20 protein-coding genes and 1 pseudogene are annotated in these 22,107 nt (G+C 41.5%); 8 read left to right on the top strand and 13 right to left on the bottom strand.

Annotation, left to right across the window (positions count from 1 at the left end; translation table 11 throughout):
* The 12 genes from H5181_RS11970 to H5181_RS11915 all read right to left on the bottom strand — a co-directional run.
* Window positions 1-180 (bottom strand): hypothetical protein (locus tag H5181_RS11970; RefSeq protein WP_182751122.1); only part of this gene is annotated, 180 nt, incomplete at its 3' end.
* Window positions 177-707 (bottom strand): DUF2878 domain-containing protein, encoded by a 531-nt coding sequence (locus tag H5181_RS11965; RefSeq protein ID WP_182751121.1) that lies wholly within the window; start codon window positions 705-707, stop codon window positions 177-179. The genes H5181_RS11970 and H5181_RS11965, both read right to left, overlap by 4 nt.
* Window positions 708-787: 80 nt before the next feature.
* Entirely contained in the window at window positions 788-2,026 is a 1,239-nt protein-coding gene (locus H5181_RS11960; protein ID WP_011638475.1) for a cyclopropane-fatty-acyl-phospholipid synthase family protein, read from the bottom strand.
* Window positions 2,027-2,126: 100 nt separating this feature from the next.
* Window positions 2,127-2,948, bottom strand: coding sequence for a DUF1365 domain-containing protein (locus tag H5181_RS11955; RefSeq protein ID WP_182751120.1), 822 nt, complete (start codon window positions 2,946-2,948; stop codon window positions 2,127-2,129).
* The gene (locus H5181_RS11950; RefSeq protein WP_182751119.1) at window positions 2,945-4,213 is read right to left on the bottom strand and encodes an NAD(P)/FAD-dependent oxidoreductase; all 1,269 of its coding nucleotides are present in this window, start codon (window positions 4,211-4,213) and stop codon (window positions 2,945-2,947) included. The genes H5181_RS11955 and H5181_RS11950 overlap by 4 nt, the downstream gene beginning before the upstream one ends.
* Window positions 4,214-4,267: 54 nt before the next feature.
* Window positions 4,268-5,017, bottom strand: coding sequence for an SDR family NAD(P)-dependent oxidoreductase (locus H5181_RS11945; protein ID WP_182751118.1), 750 nt, complete (start codon window positions 5,015-5,017; stop codon window positions 4,268-4,270).
* Window positions 5,017-5,415, bottom strand: a complete 399-nt coding sequence (locus tag H5181_RS11940; protein ID WP_049763600.1) for a nuclear transport factor 2 family protein — start codon at window positions 5,413-5,415, stop codon at window positions 5,017-5,019. Before H5181_RS11940 ends, H5181_RS11945 begins: the two co-directional genes overlap by 1 nt.
* Before the next feature lie 332 nt (window positions 5,416-5,747).
* Window positions 5,748-7,157, bottom strand: a complete 1,410-nt coding sequence (locus tag H5181_RS11935; protein WP_123776432.1) for an ammonia-forming cytochrome c nitrite reductase subunit c552 — start codon at window positions 7,155-7,157, stop codon at window positions 5,748-5,750.
* A 130-nt stretch (window positions 7,158-7,287) separates the two neighbouring features.
* The gene (locus H5181_RS11930) at window positions 7,288-8,499 is read right to left on the bottom strand and encodes an NnrS family protein (protein WP_182751117.1); all 1,212 of its coding nucleotides are present in this window, start codon (window positions 8,497-8,499) and stop codon (window positions 7,288-7,290) included.
* Between the two features lie 313 nt (window positions 8,500-8,812).
* Complete coding sequence (phrB, locus tag H5181_RS11925; protein WP_182751116.1) at window positions 8,813-10,246, bottom strand: deoxyribodipyrimidine photo-lyase; 1,434 nt, start codon at window positions 10,244-10,246, stop codon at window positions 8,813-8,815.
* Window positions 10,247-10,257: 11 nt separating this feature from the next.
* On the bottom strand, window positions 10,258-11,220 hold the full coding sequence (locus H5181_RS11920; protein ID WP_220491706.1) for a DUF523 and DUF1722 domain-containing protein: 963 nt from the start codon (window positions 11,218-11,220) through the stop codon (window positions 10,258-10,260).
* Window positions 11,221-11,479: 259 nt separating this feature from the next.
* Window positions 11,480-12,370, bottom strand: coding sequence for a DUF368 domain-containing protein (locus H5181_RS11915; protein WP_041413678.1), 891 nt, complete (start codon window positions 12,368-12,370; stop codon window positions 11,480-11,482).
* Between the two features lie 178 nt (window positions 12,371-12,548).
* On the opposite strand from H5181_RS11915, the gene H5181_RS11910 reads away from it, so the two are divergent.
* From H5181_RS11910 to H5181_RS11880, 7 genes and pseudogenes are all read left to right on the top strand, one after another.
* A complete protein-coding gene (locus tag H5181_RS11910; RefSeq protein WP_011638485.1) occupies window positions 12,549-13,025 on the top strand; it encodes a hotdog fold domain-containing protein in 477 nt (158 codons plus the stop codon).
* 44 nt (window positions 13,026-13,069) lie between these two features.
* Window positions 13,070-13,957, top strand: a complete 888-nt coding sequence (locus H5181_RS11905) for a prohibitin family protein (RefSeq protein ID WP_123881998.1) — start codon at window positions 13,070-13,072, stop codon at window positions 13,955-13,957.
* A gap of 220 nt (window positions 13,958-14,177) precedes the next feature.
* A complete protein-coding gene (locus H5181_RS11900; RefSeq protein WP_182751115.1) occupies window positions 14,178-15,326 on the top strand; it encodes a DUF418 domain-containing protein in 1,149 nt (382 codons plus the stop codon).
* Between the two features lie 119 nt (window positions 15,327-15,445).
* Window positions 15,446-15,796 carry a DUF1294 domain-containing protein gene (locus tag H5181_RS11895; RefSeq protein WP_182751114.1) on the top strand — a complete coding sequence of 117 codons (351 nt, stop codon included), beginning with the start codon at window positions 15,446-15,448 and terminating at the stop codon, window positions 15,794-15,796.
* Between the two features lie 102 nt (window positions 15,797-15,898).
* Complete coding sequence (locus H5181_RS11890) at window positions 15,899-16,369, top strand: FKBP-type peptidyl-prolyl cis-trans isomerase (protein WP_182751113.1); 471 nt, start codon at window positions 15,899-15,901, stop codon at window positions 16,367-16,369.
* A gap of 165 nt (window positions 16,370-16,534) precedes the next feature.
* Window positions 16,535-17,557 carry a DUF4062 domain-containing protein gene (locus tag H5181_RS11885; protein ID WP_182751112.1) on the top strand — a complete coding sequence of 341 codons (1,023 nt, stop codon included), beginning with the start codon at window positions 16,535-16,537 and terminating at the stop codon, window positions 17,555-17,557.
* Window positions 17,558-17,604: 47 nt separating this feature from the next.
* A pseudogene (locus H5181_RS11880) lies at window positions 17,605-17,836 on the top strand (FKBP-type peptidyl-prolyl cis-trans isomerase); the annotation flags it as partial.
* 533 nt (window positions 17,837-18,369) lie between these two features.
* Here H5181_RS11880 and H5181_RS11875 read toward each other — a convergent pair.
* Window positions 18,370-19,584, bottom strand: coding sequence for a Xaa-Pro peptidase family protein (locus tag H5181_RS11875; protein ID WP_059747969.1), 1,215 nt, complete (start codon window positions 19,582-19,584; stop codon window positions 18,370-18,372).
* Between the two features lie 271 nt (window positions 19,585-19,855).
* Between H5181_RS11875 and H5181_RS11870 the strand changes: the two genes are divergently transcribed.
* Entirely contained in the window at window positions 19,856-21,643 is a 1,788-nt protein-coding gene (locus tag H5181_RS11870) for an aminopeptidase P family protein (protein ID WP_182751111.1), read from the top strand.
* Window positions 21,644-22,107: the final 464 nt, after the last annotated feature.

Here is a 22,107-nt window from a genome sequence, read left to right as displayed (position 1 = left end):
ACCGCTCTTATCGCTCTTATCGTTCTTATCGTTTGCAGACGCATCGTTAATGCTCACTGCAACTATCAACGTTAATACTAACGCACCCATCACACCGAACAGTAGTTCGACAAACCAATGTGATGATTGAAACTGCTTGATGTGTGGTTGCGACTTGTCGCCGTTATGTAAGGTTTTCATCTACCATCCTCCAAAGCAAGGTCCACCGTTGTGATGCGAGAGCTAATAATGAGTAATACGGGAAATAAGCAACTCCAGATCAATACCAATATAAGTCCACTCCAAACCTCGCCTAAAGGCAGCATAACGGCATCAAACTTAGCTCCAGCGAGATAACTTAAACAACCAAAAATACCGCCTAATAAGGCTTGTAACAACAGAGGAAACTTTCTAAATAAGGCTAAGCTGTAATCCAAACAAAGCGCAAAGTAGAGCCACAACAATCCCAACCAGTAAGGCATATTGTCGAACTTAAATACGCCAAACCACACCAATAGACTGTCAACCGTTATGCCAATCGCACCACAGACACACATTACCAGCGCATCATGACGAACTGATTTTGATAACAAAAAATGGCAAATGAGCAATAAAATAGACAACAAGATAAGTTGGTTGTGCGCTAGCACTCCGGCCCACCAAACCAATTGGAAGCACACTGCGTTGATTAATATAACTAGTTTTGACGGGAGACAATGAGTAGACATAACACCTCGCACAAACAGGAGGAGACGTCCCGGTAACTCATTACCGGGGAATATAATCACTACAGAGCTGAGAAACGATATTATTTTGGGCGATATTGAGGTCGAACAGCAACAAGGTGAACCGTGCTAGTAGTGCGCTCTAAAAAGCCACCTTCGCAGTAGCTCAAATAAAATTTCCACATCCGGATAAAATCATCACCGTAGTTTAAGGCTTTTATTTTATCGTAGGCTGCATCAAAGTTTTCATGCCAGTGCTTTAAGGTACGCGCATAGTCCTTACCCATGTCATCAATAGACCAGGTTACCATGTCGGTTTTCTTGGCAATATGTTTGGTCATTTCACTCACCGACGGTAAACAACCTCCAGGGAAAATGTAACGTTGAATAAAGTCGACGCTCTTGCGGTAGCTGTTGTAACGTTGATCAGCAATGGTAATAGCTTGAATAAGCATGCGACCACTGGGCTTAAGCAGATGCTGTAGTTTTTCAAAAAAGCCTGCTAAATATTCATGCCCCACGGCTTCGATCATCTCAATTGAAACAACGCGATCATATTCACCAGTCAGTAATCGATAATCTTGTTTTAGTAAAGTAATCTGCTCTTCAAGCCCTTCTTGCTTAACGCGATCTTGCGCATAATCGAACTGGGCATCAGAAATGGTAGTGGTAGTCACATGTACGCCATAATGTTTTGCTGCATAAATGGCCAACGCGCCCCAACCAGTACCAACCTCAAGCAAGGTTTGACCTGGAGTTAACTCTAAACGCTCGCAAATGGTATGCAATTTATGTAATTGCGCTTCATTCAAGCTGCTGTCATCTGCCGGATAAAGTGCACTTGAATACATCATTTCTGGGTCAAGAAACTCCTTGTACATGTCATTACCTAAGTCGTAATGAGCCAGAATGTTGCGTTTTGAACCCGTTTCAGAATTACGGTTAAAGACATGCTTAAAACGATTAATGCCGTTGCTCAACCATGAAAAATAACGTTCAATATTGTCTAGTAATGCTAAATTTTGGGCAAAAACCTGCACCACTTTAGTTAAGTCTGGGCTACACCAATGGCCTTGAATATAAGCTTCGCCAGCCCCAATTGAACCACCAAACACCACTTGACGATAAAAGTTGGCATGCTGAACTTGCATAGTTGCGTGAACTTCGCTTTTAGGATCGCCAAACTCTGATGTTTGATTACCATCGACAATGGTTAAATGACCTTCTGCAAGATGTGCTAATGCACGAAGAAGAATTTTCCTTGCTAGGCTGTCAGACAAACTCGCTTGAGTCATGCTGCTTTCTGTCGCCGTATTTTCCATGTCATCTCTCCAGTTCATACACTGTCTAATTCGTTCGCTTTATTGGCGTAATTACAGACTAATACGTGATAAGCATCTATTTGGTTTACATTTTGTAAAATTAGTTAGCTTTAATGGTTTGCTTGCTTACAAAAGGGATTCGTTTAAAAAATAGCTTCATTGCTTGCCAATAAATACCCAGCATAATTTTGCTGGTCATCAAGGGATAATTCAGCATAAATCGGCGTATAGAACTCGAATTTATAGATTGGCGCTTTAACACTAAACCGGCATCAAATAATTTATCGTTATTGGCATTTCGATTTTCAATGGTCACTTTCAAGTGTTTAGCCGGAGGCGTAATACGCCACAAGTAATGCATGTCTAAATTCATAAACGGAGATACATGAAAGACTTTGTCTGTTTGAGCGGTATTCGCAATATCAACCAGATAACAATGGCGCTCATTCCAAGGAGTATTACTGACCTCGGCAAGCATATAAACCATGTCATTTTGATGATAACAAAAGTAAAAATTGACCGGGCTGAAATAAAAACCAAAATGGCGTATCTGCCCAGAAAATATAACTTTATCGCATGTTTGCGTGGCACCCAAATGCTTTATCGTTGCCAACACGCGTTGCTTTAAAGCGGCGGCATCATCCCCTCGGCTCGCCGAGCTCAACATAAGTTGATCACCAAATTGCTTCTTGAGAGAATTAAGGTAATCGCTAGGATTAAATTTAAGCGGGGTAAACTTGTCTGTGGAAAACAATTTACTGACCGCCGTTAATGCCGGCAGTTCATCTAAATCAATTGCCATCATCGCAATGTTATAACCAAAACTGTGCAACTTAGGCGTATGACGGCGATGGTTTATCTTGCCGCAATAAATGCCACTGTTTAATTGATCATGTTCCATTATCGATGTGGTTTGACTCATAGACTTATCCCAAACAGATCGCATACTTCAACTGCGCTACGAACGCCGTCTTCATGAAATCCATTGTGCCAGTAAGCACCAGCAAAATAGGTATTATGTTTACCATTAATGAGTGATTTTTTCGCTTGCGACTTCATGCTGGCATCATTAAATACTGGGTGAGCATAATTAAACTTTCGCAAAATTTTACTTTCATCAATGGATGCAGTTTGATTTAACGTGACACAAAATGTAGGTGCACTGCTCGGTAAACACTGCAAAATATTCATATTGTACGTCACGCTAGCCGGACGCTGAGCAATATCTTGCTGATTGATGCCATCTAAACGATAGTTCCAACTTGCCCATGCCGCTTTTCGCTTAGGCAATAGATTAATATCTGTGTGCAGCACCACTTCATTATTTTGATATTCCATTGCGCCTAAGACGTCTATCTCATCTTGAGTCGCGTCGGTTAACATGGCCAGAGCTTGATCGCTATGGCAACTCAACACCACATCGTCAAAGTGCTGCCATTCGCCGTTGGCAACCTGAACATACACACCATCATCGCTACGTTTAATACCACTCACGGGTGAATTAAGCTGGATACGATCTTTAAACGGTGCGGTTAAGGCTGGAATATAACTGCGCGATCCACCTTTAAGTACATACCATTGCGGGCGATCATTAATATTTAATAAACCATGATGCTGGAAAAAACGAATAAAGAATCGCAATGAAAAGCCGCGCATATCATCAATACTGGCAGACCAAATTGCCGCGCCCATAGGCAAAATGTAATGCTCACAGAAAAAAGCCGAGAAACCTTGTTGATCAAGATACTCACCGAGTGAAGACGTTGGGTATTTGTCGGCCTCATAAATAACTTTACAACCATTGTTGAAACGAACAATTTCACCTAAAAACCGGTAAAAACTTGGGCGTAACAAATTACGACGTTGGGCAAATAAGCTCCACAAATTATGGCCGTTATATTCAAGCCCTGTGAGTGCATTATTAACACTAAAACTCATTTCAGTCGGTAAAGACTTAATATTAAGTTGTGCCATTAATGTTTCAAATAGCGGATAAGTCCGGTCATTAAACACAATAAAACCAGAGTCAATTGCATATTGCTGCCCAGCCACTTCCACATCAATGGTCGCTGTGTGACCACCAATATAATCATTAGCTTCAAACACGGTAACCGTGTGTTCACGGCTTAATAGGTGGGCACACGTTAACCCCGAAATTCCAGTACCAATTACAGCAATATTTTTCATTTAGTTAATCCTTGACGCTAATACTTGTTCTTGTTGTGAATTGACTTGGGTTTACTATTTAGGTGCCAGCAAAAATACTAATAACTTTTCTGGCAATAAAGAGGCTAATTTGAGTAACCAAGTAAATTTAGTTGGAAAATGGATTTCACGGCGTTGGCGCTGCATACCATTATAAATAGCCTGAGCCGCTTGCTGAGCTGTAATTTGCATTGGCATAGCAAAGTCATTTTTAGCTGTTAAAGGGGTTTTAACAAACCCCGGACAAATCACGCTAACCCCAATACCATGTTGTGCAAGGTCAACACGTAAACTACGGCCTAAATAACCAATAGCGGCTTTTGATGAACCATAGGCTTCGGCACGCGGGAACGGTAAATAAGTGGCACTTGAACTCATTAACCCCAGTTGTGCACCACGGCTCAGTAAAGGTAAAAAATGTTCCAGACAATACCCCATCGCAACCACATTGGTATTGATGACTCTGGCAAATAGCGCTGAGTCAAAATGCAATGCATCGTCAATGTATTCACAGCTGCCAGCATTAAGTATCACCTGCTGTAACTGCCAGTGATTATCGTGTAATAGCTGCTTAAGCTTGGTTGCGGCGGCTTGCACCTGAGTGCTGTCGGTAATATCAAACGCTAGCGGAGTGGCGCCAGTTATGGCTTGCAAGGCTTGGGCATTTCGACCACAAGCTATAACGACAAAGCCTTTAGCGAGGTAATGCTGCGCTAAAGCTAAACCAATGCCAGAACTAGCACCGGTAATTAATACCGCTGTTGTATTTGCGGAAACGGTTGCCATTACTTAGTCACCCTATTTTTAAGTAAGCCAATCAAGCCACCTAAAAACGGCACTTGTTCGTACAGCATTTGGCCTAGATCAAAATAGTCTCTGTGGGAAAAAATCTTATCGGAAAATTTAAGTTGCGACATGCCTTCAACATTAATCAGCTGGCCTTTACTTAATTTAGGGTGTGAATAGCTCATGGTCCAATACAATGCTGCTTGTTGCTTATCAGCACTGATCACCACTTCTTTAATATCAAACTCAATGTGAGTGACATTTTGATACATGTTGGCAAAGTAATCGGTTAATGCTTCGATTCCCTCAACATGATGCATGGGATCTCTAAAGCAAATATCATCCCGGTAAACTTGGCGCAGTAAAAATAGATTATCTTTATTAAGCTGTTGATACATATTAATAAAAGCATCAACAATAATTGGATGACCATCAACGGACGCAGAGCGGTCAGCATTTAATGATTCGGATTGAGTATCAACTGTCGACTGTGCACCTTGCATTAACAGACTCCTATTACGCTACCAAGAAAGAATACACGCAACCTAGATATAACAATGCCTTATATGACAATAAGATAAAAGTATTTCATGGCCGTGAAGTAAATAAAAACTCATTAAGTATTTATACGAGATAGCACAGGAAGTAGATCACACTTTAAAAGAACCACAAAGCAAAACGCCTAAGCATGGCTTAGGCGTTAGTTGTGTTTATAAATTGAAACTGTTCTTTAGTAACCCTTTTTGGCTACCGGCTGCCAGTGCTTATCAACTTCTTGTTTAATAAAAGCTTGTTTGGCTTTAATGGCGTCGGCTTCAATAAAGCCAATAGCGGCGTGGGCTTTTTCTTTGGTACTGTAATCTGGGTACTCAACCTTGGTCACTGACATTTGACTCAATATGCGGGCTAATGCTTCACGGGCATAAGTAACCTGTTCAGTCGATTTATCCAGTAACTCAATCCCTTCTTTAGGATTATGAGCGTACATTCCATGCGATGCTGTGGCAAAATCCCAGCGCCATTGTGAATGACGAATAGCCATAATCGCATCATTCATTTGCGGCCATGTGGCTCCTGCATCCCAAGCCGCTTTGGCTTCGTAATGCGCTTTAATCAGCAATGACTCTACATTACGAGATTTAGCATCAATATTAGCTTTGGTTTTATCAAGCTTTTTGGTGATGGCTGCTTTACTGCTATGGCAACTTGTACAAGCGCGATCAAAATTGTCTAATGCGCCAGCAACCTTGTGGTCAGTAAATGTAGCGCCTTTTTCATCTGTCGCAGCTGGCATATGACAGGTTATACACGTCACACCTTGCTTAGCGTGAGCCGAACGACTCCAATGCTCAAACTCTGGATGACGCGCTTTTAATATTGGGGTTTTAGAGATTGGGTGGATCCATTCGTAAAAGCGACGAGTGTCGTAATACTTTTCAATTTCATCAGCAGTGCTACCAAAAATCCATGGAATATTAACTTTGTTATTATTTTCAGGCTGGAAATAATAACTCACATGACATTGACCACAAACCTGAGCGCCTTGCATGCTGCGGTCTTGCTTATCAAAAGGCAGTTTGATTTTCTCCATCGCATTTTGAGCATGAGGGCGTGGTAATGCGAGTTTAGCACTGCCATCAACATGACAATCACTACAGTAAACAACGGATTTGATTTCACGGCCTAAATCGACAAAATTGGCACCTGAAAAACCTTGAATACCCATTTCTTTAATCAATCTTGGTGCATCGGGTGTTTTACAGGTCCAACAACTGGCAGATAAACCTTTATCACCTTCAGCTATTGCAACACCAGTACGCAAGGTATGTGTCACGTCAGCCACAGCAAACTGATGTCCGCGAGGGCTATGATATTCTTTCGCAAATGATGAACCCGCCCATAAAATGATATTGGCAGGATATTGCGCCAGTATATCGTCTCGTTCAACTTGCTCTTCTGTTGCTTGCCAAGAGTCATATTGTTGTGGAAACTTTAGTTGATTAGGATCCATTTCAGCACTTTGAAGCGACCAAGACGTTAGGCTCAGCAATGCCATTGCGCTAATAATAATGCTTAACCCTACCTTGCTTCGCATTGGCCGAGTCGCTTTCATTATCACATCGATAAGTAGATCCATCATATTACTAACCTTTCTCCAATCTCTTAATTTACAGCGCTACATTGTTCGATAAGTCTGTAGCACTACTTTTGCACTGTTTAGTGTAGTTAACTGTTTAGTTAGTTAACTTTAGTTACTAATTTAGTTGGTATTATCCTGGACGGCCATCAAGACGTGGTCGTAGTAAAATCGGCGCGTAAAACCACACAAATAAACCAAAACCGACAAACCAACATGCTCCAGCTGCCCATAACCAAATTTGGGTGTACTCAGGCATCAACAAAGGCATTCCTGCACGTAAAACAGCAGCGAGAGGCAAACATAAAAATGCCCACATCATGTTGGGGCCTTGATAGATATTTCGACTAGTATGCCCAAGTGAAACGCGAGAAATCATTGATAAACATAATGATGCGATGCCGCCAATAGCAAATAAATGCAATAAGGTACGATAGGCATATTCGTTATCAATGTTGATTGCCATTAATAACAATGTGATTGGCAACGATAGATACGAAATATGCAATGACCACAGCATCGGCTCTTTTAGGGTTTTATGTGCTTGCCAACGAGCAAAACGGACTAAATGCAATATGCCTGCTACTGCTAAAAGTGCTTGTTCAACTCCTTTTGGAAACCAGTGACTTATTGCTTGAATAAACAGTAAACCCATCGCTAATAATAATGCATTTTCTAACACATTAATGGGATCAGGCTTGGGTTGTTGAATTTTCATTGCGGTAAAAAATGGGATCACTCGACCGCCAACAATGGTAATAACCATGGCTAGCCACCAAATCATTCCTTGCCATAATTGGGTTGATAATGAAAAGTTACGTTCGGACAAGGCGTAATAACTGGCTAAATTAACCAACAATGCGACCACCAGCATGATAGGAAAACCTATATTGCGCCATTGTTTAACCGGATAAATACAACGCCACAATGCTAACGCACTTAACCCTAAAAATAAGCTGTCAAATATTGCAGGTAGTATCAAAGGGATGTTCATTGGTAATAGCAACATTAAGCGGGCAATGAGCCAACAACCAAAGGTGACCATTAACGCGCGTCCCGTAATGGTGGGTTGATTGGTCCACGCTTGTACTGCTGTGAGTAAAAAACCGCACACAATAGCCATAGCGAAACCAAATAACATTTCGTGAGGATGCCACCATAGCGGCACAACATTGGCCCAAAATTCGCTGTTAAATAAGCTATATTGCGGAGTAAACCAGCCCATTAACCACAACGGAATGTATAACGCTGCGACACTCGCCCCACCCAAAAAAAACGGTCTAAAACCCAAACGCCATATTGCAGGAGTTTTATCAATTTCAGCAGGATCATCAATATTCAGCATAAGCAGTGCACTCACTTAGTGGATTAACATCAACAAGATTTAAACATGTATAATATATAAATCTTTAATATAGCCATTCTATGCTGTTAATTGATGTGCTTCAATCAATACTCATCAATCCACTAGCCAGCCAAGCTCATAGTGTGATCTAACGCAAAAAAAGCCGCTATTATCATAAGAGATAATAGCGGCTTAATTGTGTTGTTGCTGATTTCTCTAATTAAGATCGACTCAGTGGCCTGAGTTCAGGATAACAAACGGCTCTCAAACAGCCTTTTGTCTTGCTAACTGCATTGAATGTTAATCGAAACAATTAACCACGCTTTAATGCACTTAGTACCTCTATCGCCCGCAGGCGTGCCATCTTGTGTTCGACAATAGGTTGTGGGTATCGGTCATCCTGGCGTTGTGCAAATAAGTCATTAACATTGATGGTTTTGGGTTGATGAATATCGGCCAAAGACCATGCTGATAACTCAGGAACATACCGCTTTATGAAACTTGCATCTGGATCAAACTTACTGCTTTGGGTCATTGGATTAAACACGCGGAAATAAGGTTGCGCATCGCAGCCTGTTCCGGCTGACCATTGCCAACCACCATTATTGGCGGCTAAGTCACCATCAATTAGTTTTTGCCTAAAATATCGCTCGCCCCAACGCCAATCAACCAATAGGTGTTTAGTTAAAAAGCTGGCTACCACCATGCGTAATCGATTGTGCATCCAACCGGTTTGATTTAATTGGCGCATAGCAGCATCAATAATTGGATAGCCTGTTTGGCCATCACACCAGGCGGTAAACTCAGCAAGATTATTGCGCCACACAATGCCGTCGCCTAACTCATTAAAGTTATGGTTCATGGATAAGCGTGGAAACGCCACCAATAAATGGCGATAAAACTCACGCCAAATTAATTCATTTAACCACGTTTTTGCGGGGCAAGTGTCATCGACTAAAGCTTGAGGATAACGCGCTAATATGGCTGCGACACATTGACGGGAACTAATGACCCCAATAGCTAAAAATGGCGATAACCGACTGGTTCCTTCAAGGGCAGGAAAATCCCTTTCGGCTTGATAATCTTCAACTTGGTTAGCCAGAAATTGATCGAGTATTCGCTTTGCAGCCCCTTCTCCAGCAGACCATTGCTCACTAGATATTTTATCGCAGTTAAATACGATTTCGCTAGGGGCTGGAAGTACAGCAGCGATTGGCGCTGGCACCGCGACGGGAACTATCGCGCGCTGGCCAGCAATACTTTTCCACTTTTTAGCAAAAGGGCTGAATACCTTGTACATATCACCAGCCAAGTTTTTCACTTGCCCAGCTGCTAATACGCAATCTTGGTCGATTAACGTTAGGGGTACACCGCTATCAATTAATGCGCGGTCTCGACGACGTTCATTTATTTCAGGCTCATTGGCAGCATACACAGCGGCAATATCATGCTGTGCGATATAAGCGGCTAACAGGGTTTGTACTTCATCAAAGTCTTGTGCGTGCAACACATCTAGATGAATACCTAACACCGCCAATGCCTGCGCTAACAAATTGACATGTCGCTGGATAAAATCAATTTGTATCGGTGCAACATCATGCTGCGCCCATTGTGCTGGCGTGACAAAATACACAGCTCTAACATGACCATGATTATTGCTAGCAAACTCACACGCCGCCACTAAAGCCGGATTATCTGCCACCCGTAAATCTTGCCTAAACCACATAAAACTATTCATAGAAGTCATTCACAATCGACCTAATAAGCATAACGAAGCTTAAGCGCTTCTGGATGTGGATTTAAATACACTTGTTCTTGAATGTACGGGGTATGAAACTCACGTACATAATGGTTAATCAAGGTAATTGGTACCAGCAAAGGCAATAACCCTTGGCGATATTTTAAAATTGACTCACTCAACTCTTCTTTCTGTTCAGCAGTCAATTGCTTCTTAAAATAGCCTTGAATATGCTGCAAAGTACTGGTGTGATTTTTACGGGTGGCAATAATTTTAAGTGCCGTCATAAAGCCTTCAAAATATTGTTGCGCAGTTTGCTCAACATCTTGAATATCAGCCAATATAGGGCCTAAATCGCGATACCACTGCGGGCTGTGGGCCATTAATAGATACTTATAACGCGAATGGAACTGCATTAGCTTATGTTTAGTGAGACCCGATTGAGTCATTTGCTTCCAATCGTTATAAGCAAATACACGGGTAAAAAAGTTTTCTCTTAATGGCAAGTCATGTAAACGGCCTTCTTCTTCTACAGGCAGAAGTGGGTAGCGCTCCATTAATTTCTTTGCAAAAACACCTACGCCAGTTTTGCTACCATTATTGGTACCAATTTTGTACTCGGTGACTCTTTCCATGCCACAGGTTGGTGATTTAGCACATAAAATATAACCGCCAAGGTAATCAAGTTCTTCCACTTTGGCTTGAGAATACTCATTAAGCTTGTCTGTCACATCGAGCGTTCCATCAGCACTGCGAATATGCACTACATCGCCATCCCGTATTTGACGAATACTTTTACGTGGTGTGCCCATGCCGATCGCCATTTCAGGGCAAACAGTGGTGTATTCAAAAAATGGTTCTATTTCTTGTCTACAGTAATAAGAGTTTTTGTGTCCGCCATCAAAGCGAACTTGGTTACCCAACAAGCAACTGCTGATCCCAATTTGGATTTTTTCTGGCACAAATGTATCGATATTTGGCATATTATGCACTCCTGTGGCAACCGTAATATTCCCAAAGTGGGATAAAAAAGGTGTCATGCTAACAACGCATGCGATTAATTAAATATACGAGTAAAACACTCATTAAGTTCATTATTTATAGAGGTATTTATCACTTTTGCAAAATGAGTCTTCATATTAGCCAAATAACGCACACAAAAAAGCAGAACCTAAGTTCTGCTTTATCATTTAGCTTCAACTCAACCTTCAGTCAATTTGCCCAGATTAAGCTTAAACAGGATTAACTATTCGCTTTATTTCCGACGCGTTCTAATCCCCACACCAAACCAATTCCCACCAGCAGACATACTATGGCAATGATCATTTGTGACGACTCACCAGTGATTTGTTCAAACTGAAACGGAGATAAATTTTGCTCAACCAAAGGCACTAATTCACCCTTAGAATTCTCGCGCCAACTGATAACTTGTTTCCAAGGCCAAATTTTACCTAGCGTACCGAGCATCAATCCCGTTAAAAATAATAACGTCATATCATGAAATTTACGTAACAAAGCCGATAACACATGACTAAAACTTAACAATCCGACTACTGCACCAATCGCAAAACAGGCTAAATAAACAATATCAAAGCCTTTAGCTGCCGCTAATACCGCAGGGTACATCCCTAAAAGCAGTAAAATGAAGCTACCTGAAATACCGGGTAATATCATGGCGCAAATAGCAATAGCACCACAAAAGAAGAAGTTAAGATAACTCACCTGCATTTCGATAGGATGTAACACTGTAATGGCCCACGCAAAGGCGACACCAACAATAAACATGGCAATCCGAATTGCATTGAATTTGTTCACTTGCTTAAGCATATGAACCACGGAAAATAAAATTAATCCAAAAAAGAACGACCACACAGGAATGGGATGCGTCACCAATAGCCAAGAAATCAATTTAGCTAAGGTAAAAATACTGGTGAGGATCCCACCAAACACGCACACGAGAAAAGGACCATTAATGTGTAAAAAGGCGGCTTTAATGCCTTTTTGCTTGATAATACCCACTAACGACCAGTTAATTTTGCGAATGCCATCCAATAACGGATCTAAAATACCGGTAATAAACGCAATAGTGCCACCCGACACTCCCGGCACAACATCTGCTGCGCCCATGGCCATACCTTTGAAATAATTCAATAACAGTGAGTCAGTTTTCAAAATTCATCCTTAATGTGTCTAATCACGTAAATTATACCTGTGCCCTTTGCAATGAGCGATGGAAAATATTCAACGGGGCTTTTCCGCAGGTTACAACAATGTTAATCTCGTCCGACCAGATAATAATTAGAGTTCATTTATGACCCCAACTAAACCCAATAAAGTCATGTCGCTGTATAAGAAAGTCACTGCTTATCCATTTGGGAAACAGATTTTCTCTAAAATGGTGTCTCGAATGGCGCCCTATTTTGGCACAGTACACCCTTACATAAGTGATTTACGCGTTAACCGCTGCGAATGTTTAATCAAAAAGCGCAAGAAAGTCCAAAATCATATTGGAACCGTGCATGTGATTGCTATTTGTAATGGCCTGGAAATGGCCATGGGCACGATGGCAGAAGCATCAATCCCGGCTCATTTACGCTGGATCCCTAAAGGCATGAGCGTTGATTACACAGCAAAAGCTGGCAGCGACATTTTATGTGTGGCAGAGGTAAAACCAGAACAATGGCAAGTGGGTGATATGTTAGTCGACGTAAAAGCCTATGACACTAACGGTGTTGTGGTGGTCCAAGGGCATATTAAGCTATGGATTTCAGAGAAACCTCAAAAATAACCAGGTAAATTAATCACCTTTATTCACTTTGCTAGGGAAGCATAATGTTAAAAAATGGTCTGGCGCAAGCTAACACAAATCATCTCGGTAAAATCATTCCAGTCGCAGTTTTACTGCTAATGATGATCAGTTTATATGGTAGCTGGTATACCATTGATCAGGGCGAACGTGGGGTATTGCTGCGTAACGGTAAAATTATTGATACTGCAGAACCCGGTCTTGGATTTAAAATTCCACTAATGGATACCGTAGTTAAAATATCAACCCAAACTCACACCGCAAACTACCAAGGTTTACAGGCGTATAGCCGCGATCAACAACCTGCAACATTACGCGCATCAGTCACATTTAGCATACCGCCAGATCGTGTTGAAGAAGTGTATGCTAATTTCAAAAGTATCGACTTAATGGTGTCGCGCTTACTCGACCGCCAAGTACCTACGCAGATTGAGAATATTTTTGGTAAGTATACGGCTATTTCAGCCGTTCAAGAGCGTATCAAGTTTGGTATTGATGTGACTGACGCCATTACTAAATCGATTAAAGGCCCGGTGACCATTAATTCGGTACAGATTGAAAATATCGACTTTAGCAACGCATACGAGAAATCAGTAGAAGACCGAATGCGTGCAGAAGTAGAAGTACAGACACAATTACAGAATCTTGAAAAAGAGCGTGTTAGTGCCCAAATTGCCGTGACTCAAGCACAAGCTGAAGCAGACTCACAATTGGCCCGAGCAATTGCCGAAGCTGAAAGTATCCGTATTAAAGGTAACGCAGAAGCATCAGCCATTAAAATTCGTGCTGAAGCACTAGCGCAAAATCAAAATTTAGTTGAATTAACTAAAGCGGAACGTTGGGATGGGCGCTTACCAACAACTATGCTACCTACTGGTACTATCCCGTTCCTTGAAGTACAAACAACCAAATAAGCCTGCAAACTTACTTCACAAAATACTTAACAAACCAAGCGTGCGGCATTACGCTGATCGCTTGGTTTTTTTTATAATCGTTCCCCCCTTCCCTAAACGCATTATCTAGTTGCATTACCGTATTTGGCTGGTAATCTCTAACAGCGCCTCCTTAATGAATAAAGAGGGTTTATAAACAGCTAAAAGTAAAAGGAATTAAGCGATTAACACTGCAACGAACATGGATGAGCATAATGCTCCAATCAAACAAGCACGTTTGGCTAATCTTGACGCTATCAGAGGGCTTGGCGTATTAGGTATTTTCTTCCTTAATATCTATTTTATGGGCAATAGTTTTTTCGGTTACGCTCCTCATGAGGTTCAACCCACCAGCGACATTATCCTACTCATTTTTAGCAATTTCTTCTTAGAAGGTCGTTTCTTTAGTCTATTTGCGATGATTTTTGGGGTGGGAATGTTAATCCAATACCAACGCCAGCAAATGGGAATGGACACTGCCACCACTAGCCAGCTAAATAAACGCATAAAATGCCGTCTGTATTGGTTAATTGCCTTTGGCGTAATGCACGCTGTTTTCATATTTCCTGGCGATATATTATTGTCTTATGGTGTCAGCGGATTATTGGCCTTTCGCTACATTAACCTCAGTGCTGATGAGTTAATCCGTAAAGCTAAATGGTTTATCTTTTTATCATTTATACCCATAGCACTTATTTCGCTCATGCCTGACGATCAAGTTTATTCACGAGATTCAGCATTTTTCATCGAGCAACTTGCAGCTTGGACAGGTAGCTACCAACAACAACTGACCCTGCACCTAACCATGTTTGCATACATGCTAGCGGTTATTCCATTAACGTTAATGTGGTATATCACCGGCCTAATGCTTTTAGGGATGGCGTTATATAAACGCAATATCTTTGTTGATGGATTGGATAATAAAACCCTGTGGCAATGTGTATTTTGGGCCATCACATTAGCATCATTAGATTCAATTTTAAGTCTAAGCGGCAATCAGATGTTGGAGTCGATGTCAGATCTTTTATTGTGGTTCAGCGCTATTGCGATGGCTTTGATTTACATCCACATTATCGTCAAATTTTGCCAAAATACGCCACATAGACTGAAACGACTGCAAAACGTCGGGCGGATGGCATTTAGTTTGTACATTCTCCAGTCAATAGTCGGTATTTTACTGTTACGTTATATCGCACCAGACTGGCTGTATTCACTAGACAGGGTAGGTTACGTCTCAATTGCGATTATCTACAGTGTATTTCAACTGTTGTTAGCAGATGTCTATTTACGCAAATTCAACCAAGGCCCATTAGAAAAGCTTTGGCGTGTGTTAGTCTCCCGCACAAGCTAGTGAAACATATACACTTAAAAGAAGAATCTATGCAACTACCATTGTGTGCAATGCTGATTGATCTCATCAGTATGACGAAATCAATATGATAAAATTAATCTCACAGAGCAGGCACTAAAATGAATAAGTTTGCTTGGTTAATGTTGCTGCTCATTGGCGCTATTTTTGCCACTATTCAGCCTTGGTTAGCTGGGGTATATGGCCTAATTAATCTGGTCACTTTTAGTTTATATTATCGTGATAAATCTGCCGCTAAACAGGGGCAATGGCGCATCAAAGAAAGCACCTTACAGTTTTTTTCTTTAATTGGCGGCTGGCCAGCAGCGCTACTCGGTCAGTATCACTTACGTCATAAAACCCAAAAATCGTCTTTTAAACGGATATTGTGGTGTTGCATCGTACTCAACTCAGTTGGAGTCAGCTTATTGTGTTATCAGCAGTGGCATCCGTTTTTCGATGCATACCGTTAAGCTGTTGGTTCAATTATCGCTTCAATCGTGTTGATGAGTATTAGCCCAGCAATTTTTACGCTAAACTAGTTGCACTATATACCCAACAATTCGAGATCAATTATGCGTATGATTTTGGCCGTACTGGTCATTGCGGGCGTTATTTTTTATTTTTTCACTCAATCTAACAATTCTAAAGCCGCCAAAGAAAACATTGAGAAAGGTAAGATTTTTTTAGCTGAAAATGCCAAACGCGAAGGCGTCAGCCAAACCTTGTCTGGCTTACAATATGAAGTGCTCGTTAAAAGCGATAATACTGAACACCCTAGCGCAAAAAGCAAAGTTACCGTGCATTATCACGGCACACTCATTGACGGTAGCGTATTCGACAGCTCTGTTGATCGCGGCGAAACAATCAGCTTTGGCTTAAACCAAGTAATAGCCGGTTGGACCGAAGGTGTACAACTCATGAGTATTGGCGACAAATTCCGTTTTTATATTCCAAGCCAATTGGCTTACGGCAATCGTTCAACCGGTAAAATTGCCGGCGGCTCAGTACTGATTTTTGATGTTGAGTTATTTGAAATTAACTAATTGTCTGTTCCGTAGATGAAAGCCTCCTTCGAGAGGCTTTTGCATTTTCTGAGTTACTAAGTACTTTATTAATTTTAAACTGTTGTTGACAGTTCTAGCCTACAGGTTAAACATAACAACAATAACCCGATATTTTTCAACTATCGCCCAGTAAAGGATTACACATTGGCTATCCCTAGAGTCTTTATCAGTTCCACTTGTTACGACTTAAAACATATCAGAGAAAACCTGAAATACTTTGTTAAAACCATAGGTTACGAGCCAGTACTTTCTGACGATGGTGATGTTTACTACGGTGTAGATACACATACACATGACGCTTGCCTGAGTGAGGTTGCTACTTGCCAATTGTTCATCTTGATCATTGGCGGGCGATACGGTGGTGAACATAAAGACAAAGAAGGGTCTATTACTAATAATGAGTATCGAGAAGCTGTCAAAAATAAGATTCCTATTTTTGCGTTAGTTGAGAATGCAGTTTATTCAGACCATCATACTTATCTTTCCAACAAGAAAAGCAATCCTGAATTTTACGAAAAAATCGCATACACAAGTATCGACAACATTAAGATTTTTGGCTTCATCGATGAAGTAAGACAAAGTGGCATTAACAATTCGTTAGTATCATTTAATAACTTTGCAGATATGGAAAGCTATCTAAAGAAGCAATGGGCAGGAATGATGTATGACTTGCTAGCAGAAAGAAAAAGATCTGATGACTCGCGAATCACAAATAGACTAATTGATGACTTAAAGATAGCGACTGAAAAATCAGCTGAATTAATAAAAGTATTGCTTAGAACTACAGATGCTGAACATGCTGAAGAAAAAATTAGTGAAATTGATTTGAAGGCTGAAGCTAAAACCTTCCAAGAATTTATAGAAGGTATTTTTGAAATAGATTACCTGTCTCCACACACTATTGAAACTTACCCTAATGTAAACGATTACAAAAATTGGTATGACTTTTTAGTTGCTACTGGTGATTTTAAAATAACAAAAAAGATCTATAAAGATAAAGAAAATCAATACTTGATGAATTCAACGGGTATGATTGCAGAGCATTTACCTCTTAATGCTAATGACTCCGCCCTTTATAATGCTATTCAATCTTCGTTTGAAGCATTAAAAAAGCTTGATAATAAGATACAAAATGAAATTATACAAAATATGGTATGTCCTTTTTAATCAGATGGATATCATAAGTTAAAATTAAAAACTTTAATTTTAGTTTTTATCATCACGGCACACTCATTGACGGTTGCGTCTGTTGATCGCGGCGAAACAATCAGCTTTGGCTTAAATCAAGTAATAGCCGGTTGGACCGAAGGTGTACAACTCATGAATATTGGCGATAAATTCCGTTTTTATATTCCAAGCCAATTGGCTTACGGCAATCGCTCAACAGGTAAAATTGAAGGTGGCTCAGTACTGATTTTTGATGTTGAGTTATTTGAAATTAACTAAAAATTAAATAATAGATGACATAGTTTTCACACTAAGAACTACACCAAAAATCCAAAGCCTCCATAGCGGAGGCTTTTTGCTATTGCTTGACTCATACCACTTAGCTAATTTTTCTTAATCCTCCAGTTCCCCGAAAACAACTTAATAAAAACTCATAAATCTGCAGCTTCAAGGATTCTCCGTCCGAAGTGTCCGAAATAGCGTGATAAAAATGCCGTAGTGACATCATGGCCTTTATAACACATCCATGTGTTTCAAGGCATGTAGACTCCTGTCTTGCAGATATGACACAGACTCAGGGGTACATGGTCGTTCAGTGACATCCATGTCATCACGACATTCGTCAGTCCATTCACATCAGATGTACCATCTGAGCCGTTAGGCGATTTTTGTTATGCTATGAGGATCAACACTTTGTCGGAGCTGCTGGGGTGATCCAAGAGGGGAAAGCAGTGTTTCCCTTCTTGGTCGGGTGTGGGCGAAGCGCCACGACGTTAAGCTGACTATATTTGTCAGTGATAATTAAAAAAATATCATGCTAGATAAAACGGGTCATCAATCGACTTCGCTGGCGCTGTAAACCATTTAGGCCCTTGCGCTGTCATGTAAAAATGGTCTTCATGACGGATCCCAAATTCCCCAGGTACACATAACATTGGCTCGTTGCTAAAACACATGCCCACTGCCAGTGGCGTAACATCATTACGCACCAAATATGGCCATTCATGAATATCTAAACCGATACCATGACCAGTACGATGAGGTAAACCTGGCACGTTATAGTCTGGGCCAAAGCCTGCGGCTTCTAACACGACACGAGCAGCTGCATCGACGTCACCACACAGGGTTCCTAAGGTAGCAGCATCAAACGCAGCAATTTGTGCATCTTGCTCAAGTTGCCATAATTGACGCTGACGAGCATTAGGCTCACCAAATACATAAGTACGTGTAATATCAGAGTTATACCCTTGTAACTGGCAACCGGTGTCAATTAATACCGTGTCATTTTTCTCAAGCGCTTTAGGTGATTTAACTCCATGCGGATACGCTGTATCTTCACCAAATAGCACGATGCAAAAGTACGAACCTTTGGCCGCGCCCACGGCATAGTGAGCTTGGTTAATAAAGTCTTCCACTTCCGTAGTGGTGATGCCCTCACGTAAGATACTGGCGGTGGCTTTATGCACTTCAAGTGTCATGTCTTTAGCGCGTTGCATTAAGGCAATTTCGGCAACCGACTTAATCATCCGACATCCTGCCGTTACTGTTGTCGCACTTACAAATCGATGCTGAGGAGCTGCTTGGGCAATGCCATCGCTAATAAAAAAGGCGGTTGACTCATCAATACCGATTTTTGCTTGGCTCAAGCCGATGTTATCCAGCACATCGGCAAATAATTGATATGGGCTTTCATCTTCATGCCACGTATTTACTTGACCTTTAATGGTCATATAACCCTGTAACGTGTCGAGCTCAAATGCAGGTGCAATATACTGAACCTCACCCACAGCGGGGATAATAGCACCCACCATACGCTCGCTAGAAAACCAACGAGTACCCGTAAAATAGTACAAATTAGTACCAGCATTCACATAGATTGCTTCTAAACCATGTTGCGCCATCAATCGTTGTGCATGTTGAATTCGTTGATTAAATTCATCATCACTTATCGCAGCTACACCGTGAGTCATATTAGTGAGTGTGGCTAATGCTTGTTGCGGGCTAACGCCGCCGACACCGATTGTCATAGGTTTTCCTTTGGTTATTTTTATTGTTATTTATCTAGAGTCTGTGGAAATCAAATCGTCTTACCTTGTTTAAATATACAAGGTAATCAATACAGACAAGGATACCGCCTGTATCGCTTTGTTACCATTGTATACAATATAAGTTTACAATTTTAAACTGCTTGCTCCACATTATGTCAGCGACTTCACTTGCCAGTTTGCCGTCACGCTTGCGATAATCGCAGTTCATTCTACAGAGCTGAGTTCATCAGTCGCCTCCAACGGAGAAACCATGTTCAATATTATTGCTACGCGTCTTAACGCCATTCGCCAACAGCTTGAAGTAAACCAAATAGATGCATTCATCATTCCTCGCGCTGACGAATATTTAGGTGAGTATGTCCCTGCTCGTAATGAGCGTTTACATTGGGCCACTGGCTTTACGGGGTCTGCTGGCATGGCAATCGTGTTAAAAGACCGCGCAGCAATATTTACCGACGGCCGTTACACAGTGCAAGTACGCCAACAAGTAGACGGTAACTTATTTGAATATTTAAGCCTGTATGACGACCCGCAAATTGACTGGTTAATCGATACATTACCTGCAGGCTCCAGCGTCGGCATCGACAGTCGCTTACATACTCTTGCTTGGTATCAACAAACTAAAGCGCAATTTGATAAAGCCCAAATCAATTTAGTTGAAGTTGATAACAACCCGATTGATGTAAGTTGGTTAGACCGCCCAGCACCGTCAGCATCCACCATGACTTTATTTAGCCACCAAGGTGCAGGACGTAATAGCGTCGAGAAACGTCAACAAATTGGTCAGCTGGTTAACAAGCAAGGCGCCGATGTTGCCCTTATTGCCGCATTAGATTCATGTTGTTGGTTACTGAATATCCGTGGTAATGACGTTCCGCGCTTCCCCGTCATACTTGGCTGCGGATTATTATCGACCAATGGCGATATGACCTTTTTTACCGATTTAACTAAAGTGCCGCAAAATATTGAACAGCATGTAGGTGCTGGCGTGAGCTTTAAAGATGAAGCAGAACTGGCAACCGTATTAGCGCAAATGAATGGGGTTAAGCTATTGGCCGATCCACATTCTGCCAACGCCTATTCGCAATTACTGGCACAAAAAGGCGGTGCTAAACTGATTGTTGGCTCTGACCCGGTTGCATTACCTAAAGCACAAAAAAATAACGCCGAATTAGCTGGTATGCGAGCGTGTCATATTCGTGATGGCGCTGCCGTTAGCCGTTTTTTAGCCTGGTTAGACAGCCAAATTGAACAAAACATTATGCACGATGAAGCACAACTGGCTGACAAATTAGAAAGCTTTAGATTACAAGACCCGCTGTATCGCGAGCCAAGCTTTGACACTATTTCAGCCACCGGCGCCAATGCTGCCATGTGCCATTACAACCACAATAATGGCACCCCAAGCACCATGACCATGGACAGCATTTACTTAGTCGATTCTGGCGCCCAATACCTAGACGGCACCACCGACGTCACCCGCACCATCGCCATTGGCAAAGTGACCGATGAACAGAAGAAAATGGTCACCCTGGTATTAAAAGGCCACATAGCCCTTGATACAGCCCGCTTCCCTAAAGGCACCTCTGGTGTGCAACTCGATGCATTTGCTCGTCAGTATTTATGGCAGCATGGTTTTGATTATGACCACGGAACGGGCCATGGTGTCGGTCACTTTCTAAGTGTTCACGAAGGCCCGCAGCGCATTGGTAAAAACGTCAATGGCGTGGCATTACTACCAGGAATGGTATTGTCGAATGAGCCTGGTTATTACCGCGCCGATGGTTTTGGTATTCGCATCGAAAACCTAGTCACTGTGCAACATTGCCAAGCATTGGCAGGTGCAGAGCGTGAAATGTATGAGTTTGATGTATTAACCCATATTCCAATGGATGCACGCTTAATCGATAAGTCATTGTTAACTGATTTTGAAGTGAACTGGTTTAATCAATATCAGCAAAAAGTTCGTCAAACCTTAGCGCCATTAATGCAAGGTGACGAGTTAGCATGGCTCAATAAAGTGACTGTCGCGATTTAAGCGCCATCCAATTCAGCATAACGCGTTAGCATTAAATATAGGGCTTTGGACCAATAACACGTCCAAAGCCCTTTTTGTTAAAGCACCATCAAGTGCAAACTAAGTCACCCAAAACGCTAGGGCACTATCTCCGCGGCAATACTTTTCCTCGTCATAACAAACATACTTATTGCCAGATTTGCGATGAATTGAGCATTCGAAAATGTCCTCTACCGAGCTTACTCATAACATTTCACTGCTACTTCACCAATACGACTTCGCCACTGACTCCCCCGCAATAACAGCTTAGAATGACCAAAGTAGATCTTGAACTAGCGCCAGTTAATCGACCTACTCACAGCAAACACAATTATCCTTAAACAATGGTATTAAATTGCTATACCAAGGGCGGTAATCCGTTATAAGTGTTGAATACTCAAAGGCAGTGATTACAACAGCGAGTAACTTTTATGGTGAGATATACG

The organism is Shewanella sp. SG44-2 (genome assembly GCF_014164215.1).
Classification (GTDB): domain Bacteria; phylum Pseudomonadota; class Gammaproteobacteria; order Enterobacterales; family Shewanellaceae; genus Shewanella; species Shewanella frigidimarina.
Note: the sequence above shows the minus strand (reverse complement) of the source record. Positions and strands in the feature narration are given on the sequence as shown.